This window comes from Actinotalea sp. C106, assembly GCF_023630195.1.
GTDB lineage: Bacteria > Actinomycetota > Actinomycetes > Actinomycetales > Cellulomonadaceae > Actinotalea.
The window spans coordinates 1-10,871 of sequence record NZ_JALPKN010000094.1; the positions used below are offsets into that span (position 1 = coordinate 1).

Below are 10,871 nucleotides of genomic sequence, written 5' to 3' on the forward strand. Positions count from 1 at the left end.
CGGCGAGCCGCGCGGCCCAGCGAGCAGCGGCGCGCCGTGTCGAGCGTCGCCGCGCGTCCGTCGCCAGGGGCACGCGTCCCAGGTCGGTCCGCGAGGGCAGCACCTGGCTGCCCTCGAGGACCATCTGGGCGCTCACCGCCGTGGACTCGAGCTCGGTCCGCGGCCTGCCGCCCGGAGGGCAGCAGCCCAGGTCCTCGCAGGAAGGGTCGTAGTAGCCCTCGGGGCCCACGGCCCAGCACGCCACCCCCGTGAGGAAGGGCTCCGACGCACGGCCGAGATGGGCTCGTGCAGCGCGGGCGAGACCGCCGCCGTGAGCAGCGCGGAGGTCGCGCCCGGAGTAGAGCACCAGGACCGCGCTGCGGGCGCCGTCCTCGACCAGGTAGGTCACCAGCGAACGAGCCAGCTGCGGACCGTCCTCGGCGTCGGTCAGGTCCTCGAGGTCGACCCGGGCGACCAGACCGACGCGCCCCGAGCCCCGGAGGCTCACGACCACGGCGCTCTCGTGCGGCTCGAAGCCCAGCTGGAACGGGATGAAGGCCAGGAGCTCTCGCGGCTCCCCTACTCGGATTGTCGTCTGCATGACCCGATCCGACACCCGGGGCCCTCCCCCGCGGCGCCAGGGCCCGCTCACCTGTGGACCGCGCCGCACCGGGTGAAGCTGTGGATTTCACCCGGGTGGCGCTCTCGGTGCTGCGGCCCTTCCGGGACTACCGTGGAGGCATGGCCACGGTGGCGGCACGAACCCGACCGAGGCGCACAGCGCGCCTGGTCTCCGTGCTGGCCGCGGGAGCCGCGCTCACGGGACTCACCGGCTGCGCGAGCGGCGCCGAGGACAGCACCGATGCCGCGGTGGAGACCCTCGTCACCACATCGCCGACCGCAGAGGCGTCGCCCGATCCCACCCCCGAACCGACGGCCGCCGAGACCTGGTCCCTCCCGGCACCCGACGGGCATGCCGAGGTCGGCGACCTGGTCGACGGCTTCCCGACCGACCTCCTGCCCGTGCCGAGCGACGCCGTCGTCCTCGTGACCTCGGCGGTCCCGGTCGGCGACGCCGACGTGCAGGAGGTGTCGCTCAACCTTCGGACCCAGGCCACGGCTCAGGACCTCGTGCGGCTGTACCGCAGCGCCCTGCTCGATGCCGGCTTCACCGAGACCGAGCAGCCAGGCACCCAGTCGGACCTGGCCGCCGAGTCGATCTTCACCCGCTCAGGGGGCGACGAGATCGTCTCGATCGGCGTGCTCGAGGTCGACGGCGGACGGACGGTGACGATCGGCGGGCGGATCCGCACGACCACCTGAGCACGGGAGCACGGGCACCCCGACCTGGTGCCGCCGTAGGGTGTGGCGGTGGCCTCCTCCCCCTCCTCGCTCGTCGACGTCGATCAGGTCCGCCACGACGTCGACGAGATCCTGGCCGATCACGTCGCCGCCCTGAGGGTCGAGCTCGAGCACCTCGGGCCAGCTGTCACGCCCCTCGTCGAGGCGGTCGAGCGCATGCTGAGCGGCGGGAAGAGGTTGCGCGCAGCCTTCTGCTACTGGTCCTGGCGTGCCCATGGCGGGAGCGACCTCGGCACCGCCCGGGGCGCCTCCGAGGGCGTCGACGCGTCCCGGACCGCGGTGCTCCGGGTGGGCGCTGCTCTCGAGCTCTTCCAGGCAGCGGCCTTGTTCCACGACGACGTGATGGACGACTCCGACACCCGCCGGGGCAAGCCCTCGGCGCACCGCCACTTCGCCGAGGTGCACCAGGGAGCGGGATGGGCCGGCTCTGCCCGGCGATTCGGCGAGTCGGCGGCGATCCTGCTCGGCGACCTGAGCCTCATCGCGAGCGAGCGAGAGCTCGCCCTCGCCGTCGCCGGACTGCCCGAGGCCGCGCGGCTGCGGGTGCGCGGGGTCTTCGACCGGATGCGCACCGAGGTCACCGTGGGCCAGTACCTCGACGTGCTCGTCCAGGCGACGCCGTGGGGTGAGGACCCCGTGGCCGACGAGGAGCGCGCGCGCCAGGTCATCCGGGCCAAGAGCGCCCGCTACAGCGTCGAGCACCCGATGGCGCTCGGAGCTACCCTCGCCGGGGTCGACGACGAGACCCTCCGCCGGTGTCGAGGGATCGGCCTGCCGCTCGGAGAGGCCTTCCAGCTGCGCGACGACCTGCTGGGGGTGTTCGGCGACCCGGGGGTGACCGGCAAGCCCGCGGGTGACGACCTGCGCGAGGGCAAGCGGACCGTGCTCGTGTCCCGCGCGCTGCGTGGGGCAGACCGCGACGGGCGAAGCCTCGTCCTGGAGCGGCTCGGAGCCCCCGACCTGACCGCGGAAGGCATCGACGACCTCCGGGCCGTGATCGTGCGTACCGGCGCCGACCGTCAGGTCGAGCAGCTCATCGCCGAGCTGGCCGACCCAGCGCTCGCCGCGCTCGAGGAGGCGACTCTCGCCGAACCGGGACGGTCCATGCTCGTCGAGCTGGGCCGAGCCGCGGTCGACCGGCAGACCTAGAAGGCCTCGGCCTGGGCCCGCCGCCGGATCTCCGTCTTGTGCCCGGCGGCCAGGGCCTCGATCGGACTGCGCACCGGCACCGGGCCGTTGCCCAGTCCCTCGAGGGACGGGTCCGGGGTGAAGAGCCAGCGGATAGCCTCCTCGTCGCTCAGCCCGGCGTCCCTGAGGAGCACGAGCGTGCCCTGCAACGAGGGGACGACCTCCCAGCCGCCGTCGGCGCGCTCCACGAGGAACCGCTCGGGCACGCTGAGGATCTTTCGCTCACCGTGGCGGACGGCGATGAACCGCCCCTCCTGCATCTGGCGTCGGACCTTGCCGACGTCGAGGCCGAGGCGGTCGGCGACGTCAGGGAGCGGCAGCCAGTGGTCGACGAGGGCATCGAGATCAGTCACCTCGCCAGCCTAGGGCCTGCGGATCACCCGCACGGCCCAGCCCTCGACCTTCCCCCGGAGGCCGGAGTGGGCTACGTTCACTTCAGTCACATCAGTCACACCAGTACCTCGAGCCTCTTCAGCCCCACGAAACACCCCGGGATGGACCATGACCCACGCTGCCGCGCCGTGCGCAGACCTGACCTCGATCCGCCGACGCCGCACCGCAGGCGGGACCGGGATGGGCCTCGCCCTGGCCGTCGCGTCCGTCGCGGGCACGGGCACCGCGGCCCACGCCGAGGACTACACGGTCAAGGAGGGCGAGACCGTGAGCCACATCGCGCTGCGGACCTCGACCTCGGTCTCCCAGATCGTCGCCGCCAACGGACTCGACCAGCGCGCGTTCGTGCGGGCCGGTCAGACGCTCACGATCCCCACGGCCACGAGCTCCTCGAGCACCGCTGCCCCGGCGGCACCCAGCACTGCCTCCCACACCGTGGTGCGCGGAGACACGGTCTCGGCGCTCGCCACCCGCTTCGGCACCACGACCGCGGCGATCATCGCGGCCAACGGGCTGGACAGCACCGCCCTGATCCGCATCGGCCAGGACCTCACCATCCCCGGGTCCGGCGGAGCGAGCACCTCCACGGCCGCAACGCCGACGAGCACCGCGAGCCCGACGAAGCACACCGTCGCCCGGGGCGAGACGGTCTCCGGCCTGGCCACGCGCTACGGCACGACGACCGCGGCGATCGTCGCGGCCAACGGGCTGGACAGCACCGCCCTCATCCGCATCGGCCAGGGTCTCAGCATCCCCGCCCAGGGCGCCGCGAGCACCACCACCGTCGTCCCGACCTCGTCGGCGACGAGCACCGCGCCGTCGGCCACTCTCGTCGGCAACACCTTCCTCGGACGCACCTACCCGGCGGCCACCGTCGCATCGGCCAACGAGAACAAGGCCACGCTGCTCAGCGTCGGCGTGCCGTCGACGACCGAGATGCAGGCCCTCGTCGCCCGCACCGCGCGGGACATGGGCGTCGACCCCGCCCTGGCCCAGGCCATCTCCTTCCAGGAGTCCGGCTTCAACCACACGTCGGTCTCCCCCGCCAACGCGATCGGCGCCATGCAGGTGATCCCGTCCTCGGGCGACTGGGCCTCGGACCTGGTCGGGCGCGAGCTGAACCTGCTCGACCCTCAGGACAACGCCGTCGCCGGCGTCGCGATCCTGCGCCAGCTGGTCAGCACCAGCCCCGACCTGGGCACCGCGATCGCGAGCTACTACCAGGGGCAGGCAGGTGTGCGGAAGCACGGCATGTACCCGGACACGCGTCGGTACGTCGCCAACGTCCAGACCCTCATGTCGCGGTTCGCCTGATGGGTTCTGCGCCCCCTCGACCGTAGACTGCGGCACGTGGCTGCGACTCTGACGGACCCGCTCCTCGGCCATCTGGTCGACGGACGGTACGAGGTGCTGTCCAAGATCGCTCGCGGCGGGATGGCCACGGTCTACCTCGCCAACGACCGCCGCCTCGATCGCGAGGTCGCCCTCAAGGTCATGCACGCCCACCTCGCCGAGGGCGGCGCGGGGTCGGAGTTCGTCGCGCGATTCCGGCGCGAGGCGCGCGCCGCGGCCCGCCTGACCCACCCCGGCCTGGTCGGGGTCTTCGACCAGGGGGTCGACGGCGAGACGAGCTACCTGACCATGGAGTACGTCGACGGGACGAACCTGCGGCGGCACCTGGGCACCCAGGGCGCCCTCACGGTCGACGAGGCGTTCTCGATCGCCGAGTCGGTCCTCGACGCCCTCGCCGCGGCACATCGCGCAGGACTCGTCCACCGGGACGTCAAGCCCGAGAACGTGCTGCTCGCCTCCGACGGCCGCGTCAAGGTCGCGGACTTCGGGCTCGCCAGAGCGGTCACCGAGGTCACCTCGACGACGACCGGCACCGTGCTGGGCACGGTCGCCTACCTCGCCCCCGAGCTCGTCGCCCACGGCAACAGCGACGCGCGCACCGACGTGTACGCCGTCGGGATCTTGCTCTTCGAGATGCTGACCGGGCAGCAGCCCTTCACCGGCGCCACGCCGATCCAGGTCGCCTACCAGCATGTCCACTCGGACATCCCGGCCTCCTCCGACGTGGTCGCCTGGCTCCCGATGGAGATCGACGAGCTGCTCGGCGCCCTCGCCGCCCGCGAGCCGGAGGAACGTCCGGCCCACGCAGCGGCTGCCCTCGACCTCGTGCGCCGGACCCGTGGCTCCCTCGACGAGGCGACCCTGGCCCGTCGGCACGAGGTCCCCGGTGCCGCGCCCCTCGTGGACGAGCACGACGACGAGGAACGTGACGAGCCGGACGCCGACCGGGACGCGACAGCGGTGCTGAGCACAGGGCGCCCGTCCAGCCCTCGACGCCGCGAGACGACCGAGGAGGACGACCCCGGCCGCACGATGGCCCTGCGGATCGGTTCAGGTCTCGACGAGGGACCGGCACCGACCGGCTCCCCGGCGCCGCAGGACGCTCGGTGGCGTCGCAGGGTGCTCGTCGTGCTGACGGCCGTCGCGGTCGCCGCCCTGGGAGGACTCCTCGCGGTCTGGTACACGGTCTACGGGCCGGGTGCGTACACCGAGGTCCCGGACGGGCTGGTCGGCGTGGAGTCCTCGGTCGCCGAGCAGACGCTCACCGCAGCGGGCCTGGGAGCGACGACCGCTGAGGCCTTCGACCCCGAGGTGCCCGCCGGGGACGTCGTGTCCACCGACCCGGCGACCGGGGAGCGCATCGCCGACGACGGCAGCGTCGAGCTCACCGTGTCCCTGGGTCCGGACCTGCGGGACGTCCCCGAGGGCCTCGCCGGCGTTCCTGCCGAGGAGGCCACGACCCTGCTCACCGACGCCGGCTTCGTCGTGCCCGAGCCCACGACCGAGCACCACGACGAGGTGCTCGAGGGACACGTGATCTCGGCCTCGGCCGAGGCCGGTGACCAGCTCCCGGTGGACTCTGAGGTGTCCCTCAGGGTCTCGGACGGACCCGCCCCCGTCACCGTGCGCTCCCTGGTCGGCCTGACCCGCGACGAGGCCGTCGCGTTCCTCGAGGAGGACGGACTCCGCGTCGCCGAGGAGCAGGACTTCAGCACCGAGTACGCCGAGGGACAGGTCATGGCCCAGTCCCCCGCGCCAGACTCCCAGGCCCGCCGGACCGACGTCGTGACGATCACCGTCTCCCAGGGCCCGCCCCTCGTCGCGATCCCTGACGTGTTCGGCATGCAGTACGCGGAGGCGCAGGAGGCCCTCGAGGAGCTCGGGCTCGTCGTCGAGCGGGAGGACTTCCTGGGAGGTGTCTTCGGCACCGTCCGCAACCAGGACCCTGCGGCGGACGAGCAGGTACCGGTCGGCAGCACGGTCACCCTGCGCGTCGTCTGACCCGACCAGACGTGCCCGCCCGCGCGCCTCGCTCCAGGAGGGCGTCGAGCCGCCGGATGCAGCAGAGCCCCGCACCGCGATCAGCGGTACGGGGCTCTGGCTGCGAGCAGGGCGATCAGCCCTGGCGGATCATCTCTGCGACCTGGAAGGCCATCTCGAGGGACTGCTGGTGGTTGAGCCGAGGGTCGACCAGGGTCTCGTAGCGCAGGGCGAGGCCTGCGTCGTCGATCTCCTCGCTCCCCCCGAGCACCTCGGTCACGTCGTCACCGGTGAGCTCGACGTGCAGACCGCCGGGCACGCTGCCCACGGCGCGGTGCACCTCGAAGAAGCCACGGACCTCGTCGAGGACGTCGGCCAGTCGGCGGGTCTTGTAGCCGCTGTCCGAGGTGATCGTGTTGCCGTGCATCGGGTCGCAGACCCACGTGACCGGGCGCCCCGAGGCGGTCACCTTCTCGACGAGCTGGGGCAGGGCCTCACGGATCCGGCCCGCACCCATGCGGGTGATGAAGGTGAGTCGGCCGGGGACGTCGGAGGGGTTGAGCTTGTCCATCAGCGCGAGGGCGTCGTCGGCCGAGGTCGTCGGTCCGAGCTTGACCCCGATCGGGTTGCGCACCCTCGACAGGAAGTCGACGTGCGCACCGTCGAGCTGACGCGTCCGCTCCCCGATCCACAGGAAGTGTGCCGAGCAGTCGTAGGCCGTGCCGGTCCGCGAGTCGATGCGCGTGAGCGCCCGCTCGTAGTCGAGCAGGAGGGCCTCGTGGCTCGAGAAGAACTCGACGGTCCGCAGGGCGTCGAAGTCCGCCCCGCAGGCCGCCATGAAGCGGATCGCGCGGTCGATCTGCTCGGCCGTCGCCTCGTACTGCGCGTAGGCCTTGTTGGCGAGGAACCCGCGGTTCCACTCGTGGACCCGACGCAGGTCGGCGAACCCACCCGTCGTGAACGCCCGGATGAGGTTCAGCGTCGCCGCGGACCGGTTGTAGGCGTCGAGCAGCCGTCGCGGGTCGGGGATGCGCTCCTGCGGCGTGAAGGCGTGGGCGTTGACCGCGTCCCCCCGGTACGCAGGCAGCGTGACACCCTCCCGGGTCTCGTCGTCAGAGCTGCGCGGCTTGGCGTACTGCCCTGCCATCCGGCCCATCTTGATCACGGGCAGGCTCGCGCCGTAGGTGAGCACCACGGCCATCTGCAGGATCGTCTTGATCTTGTTGCGGATGTTGTCCGCCGTGGCCTCGGCGAAGGTCTCGGCACAGTCCCCTCCCTGCAGCAGGAAGGCCTCACCGCGCCCGGCGGCCGCCAAACGCGCGGTGAGCACGTCGGCCTCCCCCGCGAAGACCAACGGCGGCAGGCCCGAGAGCTCCTTCGACACCTGCTCGACCGCTGCGGCGTCGGGCCAGGCCGGCTGCTGGCGAGCCTGCATCGAGCGCCAGCTGTCGAGTCCCGCGACGAGTGCGGGATCTGGCGCGACGCTCATGAGGTGCTCGCGGGGACCAGCGGCTGACCGAGCTCCGTGAGCATCGCACCGAACCACGGCTGCGACACGTCGAAGGCCTTGCCGCCGGCGATGCGCGGGAACGCGATCGCCTTGAGCCGGTCGCCGTCCTCCTCGTCGTGGCCGATGACGCCCGACTCGGCCCGCAGCGCGCACTCCACGGCCAGGTCCGTCATGGACTTGATCAGGCGCAGGTCCTCGGCGTTGGCCGCAGCCGCGCGCGAGTAGTAGCCGCTCTTCTGCACCATGACCTTCTCTGCCCCGAGGCGCTCCGCGAACTGCTGGGCGAACCACTGACCGGGGTTGATGGTGTCGAGCTTGACGTGGCCGAAGGGGTCGCGCTGCACGGTCTCGCCCGCGGCCTCGAGCTGCTCGACGATCTCGTGCATCCCGGCACCCTCGGACAGGAAGATGTTGACGTTGCCCACCTCGTCCATGACGGTGCGCAGGCGCGCGGCCTCGGCCTCGATGTCGAGGGCGAGCTCGGGGACGAAGACCGCGTGCACGTCCCAGCGCTCCCGGGACAGACCGATGCTCGGCACCCACTCCTGCGTGTCGAGCCAGCGGCGGTACTCGGCAGCCGAGGCGGCCGTGAGCCATCCGCAGTGGCGCCCCATGACCTCGTGGACGATCAGCATGCGGTTGCCCGAGCGGTGCTCGCCGATGACGTTCCGCGCGAACCCGGCGGCCTCCTCGGCCGCGGTCCACGCCCCGAGGGACTGCTTGATCGGCACGACGTCGTTGTCGATCGTCTTGGGCAGCCCGACGACGGTCAGCTCGTAGTCGTTGTCGTGCAGGTAGGCGGCCAGGTCAGCCGCCGTCGTGTTCGTGTCGTCGCCACCGATGGTGTGCAGCACGTCGACGCCGTCGGCCTTGAGGCGCTCGGCCGCGACGTGCAGCGGGTCCTGACCCTCCTGGACCAGCCCGCGCTTGACGCAGTCGGCCGCGTTGGTCAGCTTGACCCGCGAGTTGCCGATCGGGCTCCCGCCGAAACGGTGCAGCAGCCCCGCCTTGGCCCGCGCCTCGTCGTCGACCACGATCGAGGTGCCGGTCAGCAGCCCGTGGTAACCGTGCTCGTACGCGATGATCTCGATCTCGGGCGCGATCTCGGTGTATCGCTCGATGAGACCGCCCACCGCGGAGGAGAGGCAGGGGGCGAAACCGCCCGCGGTCAGCAGGGCGACACGACGAACCGACATGGTGAACCTTCCGTTGGGACATCCCCGCCCCGAGCGGCGGGCGCGATCATCCTAGTGGCGTGGGCGTGCCGTCCTCGGGCGGGCCCGGAACCTGGACGTCGGGCGCGGGCCGCCCGCCGGGAGCCACCGGTCCGGCCTCCCCCGGCCGCGGGACGTCCGGGGCGTGACCTGCCGCGATCCTGGCCTTGGCGGTCGCTGCGTAGATGTCGACGTACTCCTGGCCCGAGAGGCTCATCAGGGCGTACATGATCTCGTCGGTCACCGAGCGCAGGATGAACCGGTCGTTCTCCATGCCCTTGTAGCGGCTGAAGTCCAAGGGCTCACCGACGACGATGCCCAGGCGCATCGGCTTGGGGATGACCCGCCCGATCGGCTGCGCGACGTCGGTGCCGACCATCGCCACGGGGATCACCGGCACGCCCGACTCGAGCGCCAGTCGCGCCACACCCGTCTTGCCGCGGTACAGACGGCCGTCAGGGCTGCGGGTGCCCTCGGGGTAGATGCCGAACAGGTTCCCCGACTCGAGCACCCCCAGGCCGGTGTTGAGGGCGGCCTCGCTGGCCTTGCCGCCGCCCCGGTCCACGGGGATGGTCCCGACCCCGCGGAAGAAGCCGGCCTTGAGCCGGCCCTTGACGCCCGTGCCGGTGAAGTACTCGGCCTTGCCGATGAAGCGGATCTTGCGGGACAGCACCAGGGGCAGGACGAAGGAGTCGATCACCGCGAGGTGGTTGCTCGCGAGGATGGCGCCACCGGTCTCCGGGATGTTCTCGATCCCCCGCACCCAGGGTCGGAACATCCCGCGCAGCAGCGGGCCCGCGAGGACCCGCTTCATGAACCAGTAGAACAACCCATCACCTCCGCCGCTGCGTCGACGCACGCCGCACGCAACGTCCTTCCGACTCTAGAGTGCTCTGCATGGCCTCACGTCCGCACTCCGCCGATGAGCCGGCCGACGACGCCCACGACGATCTCGACCACGACCACTCGGCCGACCTGACCGGCCCGGCAGATGCCCCTGACCCGACCGACGTCCAGACGCGCTGGGAGGAGATCGTCGCACAGCTCGGCGATCTCGACGTCGACGCGACGCAGGACCCGACGCGGCCCGCCGAGGCTACCGCCCCCGGTGACGGCTCCCAACCACCCTCTGGGCGACGCGCCGCGCCCCCGACCGGGGCCAGCCCCGGTGACACCCCGTCGGACGAGCAGGGCGCCGCCGTGCCGGCACCGACCGGTCCCCGGGCGTGGAGCCTCGATCCAGCCGTCGAGGAGGCGGAGGAGCACTTCACCCCGCCCGAGCCCGGCCCCGTCCTGGCAGGTGACCCGCTGCTCACGATGGCGTGGGTCGCCGCGCTCGGCGTACCGGTCCTGGTCCTGCTGGGCATCGTGCTGTGGCGTGACATGCCGACCGTCCTGCTGCAGGTCGCCGCAGCCGTCTTCGCGGTCGGGCTCGGGGTCCTCGTCTGGCGGATGCCGCACGAACGCGGGGACGACGACCGGGGGGACGGCGCCGTCGTCTGAGCAGGGAGCAGGTGCCGCTGCGTGCCCGTGCCGGAGCGCACGGCCCTGACCTCAGAGCCGCGCGAGGTCCGCCGCCCCGACGATCCCCGCGTCGTTGCCCGCCGCGGCGAGCTCGATGCGGGCCTCGGGCCGGAAGCCACGCCCGGAGAGCTGCGCGAGGAACGCCTCGCGCGCGGGCTGGAGGAGCAGGTCGCCCGCGGCACCGACCCCGCCGCCGACCACGACCAGGGCAGGGTCGAGGAGGGCCGCGACCGACGCAGACCCGGCACCGATCCACCGGCCGAGCTCAGCCAGCAGCTCGACGGCCAAGGGGTCGCCCTCCTGCGCGGCGACGGTGACCGAGGGCCCGGCCACCCGGGCCGCCTCGCCTCCTGCGAGCTCGAGGAGCC

The 10,871-nt window shown here is 72.4% G+C and carries 11 protein-coding genes; 5 read left to right on the plus strand and 6 right to left on the minus strand.

Annotation, left to right across the window (positions count from 1 at the left end):
* On the minus strand, nucleotides 1–580 hold a 580-nt coding region (locus L0B03_RS08340), incomplete at its 3' end, for a DUF4192 family protein (RefSeq protein WP_250445352.1).
* 80 nt (nucleotides 581–660) lie between these two features.
* Between L0B03_RS08340 and L0B03_RS08345 the strand changes: the two genes are divergently transcribed.
* Both L0B03_RS08345 and L0B03_RS08350 read left to right on the plus strand, forming a co-directional pair.
* Complete coding sequence (locus L0B03_RS08345) at nucleotides 661–1,302, plus strand: hypothetical protein (protein WP_250445353.1); 642 nt, start codon at nucleotides 661–663, stop codon at nucleotides 1,300–1,302.
* A 48-nt stretch (nucleotides 1,303–1,350) separates the two neighbouring features.
* Nucleotides 1,351–2,490, plus strand: coding sequence for a polyprenyl synthetase family protein (locus L0B03_RS08350; RefSeq protein WP_250445354.1), 1,140 nt, complete (start codon nucleotides 1,351–1,353; stop codon nucleotides 2,488–2,490).
* Here L0B03_RS08350 and L0B03_RS08355 read toward each other — a convergent pair.
* A complete protein-coding gene (locus tag L0B03_RS08355; protein WP_250445355.1) occupies nucleotides 2,487–2,882 on the minus strand; it encodes an Rv2175c family DNA-binding protein in 396 nt (131 codons plus the stop codon). The genes L0B03_RS08350 and L0B03_RS08355 overlap by 4 nt on opposite strands.
* A gap of 148 nt (nucleotides 2,883–3,030) precedes the next feature.
* On the opposite strand from L0B03_RS08355, the gene L0B03_RS08360 reads away from it, so the two are divergent.
* Nucleotides 3,031–4,236 (plus strand): LysM peptidoglycan-binding domain-containing protein, encoded by a 1,206-nt coding sequence (locus L0B03_RS08360; protein ID WP_250445356.1) that lies wholly within the window; start codon nucleotides 3,031–3,033, stop codon nucleotides 4,234–4,236.
* 36 nt (nucleotides 4,237–4,272) lie between these two features.
* Nucleotides 4,273–6,276, plus strand: a complete 2,004-nt coding sequence (gene pknB / locus L0B03_RS08365) for a Stk1 family PASTA domain-containing Ser/Thr kinase (protein WP_250445357.1) — start codon at nucleotides 4,273–4,275, stop codon at nucleotides 6,274–6,276.
* 115 nt (nucleotides 6,277–6,391) lie between these two features.
* Here pknB and L0B03_RS08370 read toward each other — a convergent pair whose 3' ends face one another.
* Genes L0B03_RS08370 through L0B03_RS08380 form a run of 3 tightly spaced genes read right to left on the minus strand, consistent with a single transcriptional unit; the run spans nucleotide 6,392 to nucleotide 9,808 of the window.
* Nucleotides 6,392–7,744 carry a class II 3-deoxy-7-phosphoheptulonate synthase gene (locus L0B03_RS08370; protein WP_250445358.1) on the minus strand — a complete coding sequence of 451 codons (1,353 nt, stop codon included), beginning with the start codon at nucleotides 7,742–7,744 and terminating at the stop codon, nucleotides 6,392–6,394.
* Entirely contained in the window at nucleotides 7,741–8,961 is a 1,221-nt protein-coding gene (locus tag L0B03_RS08375) for a pyrophosphate--fructose-6-phosphate 1-phosphotransferase (RefSeq protein ID WP_250445359.1), read from the minus strand. The genes L0B03_RS08370 and L0B03_RS08375 overlap by 4 nt, the downstream gene beginning before the upstream one ends.
* A gap of 46 nt (nucleotides 8,962–9,007) precedes the next feature.
* Nucleotides 9,008–9,808: a 1-acyl-sn-glycerol-3-phosphate acyltransferase gene (locus L0B03_RS08380; RefSeq protein ID WP_250445360.1), complete on the minus strand. Its 801-nt coding sequence runs from the start codon at nucleotides 9,806–9,808 to the stop codon at nucleotides 9,008–9,010.
* Between the two features lie 68 nt (nucleotides 9,809–9,876).
* Between L0B03_RS08380 and L0B03_RS08385 the strand changes: the two genes are divergently transcribed.
* On the plus strand, nucleotides 9,877–10,482 hold the full coding sequence (locus L0B03_RS08385) for a hypothetical protein (RefSeq protein WP_250445361.1): 606 nt from the start codon (nucleotides 9,877–9,879) through the stop codon (nucleotides 10,480–10,482).
* A 51-nt stretch (nucleotides 10,483–10,533) separates the two neighbouring features.
* Here the strand turns inward: L0B03_RS08385 and L0B03_RS08390 are convergent.
* On the minus strand, nucleotides 10,534–10,871 hold a 338-nt coding region (locus L0B03_RS08390), incomplete at its 5' end, for an ROK family protein (RefSeq protein WP_250445362.1).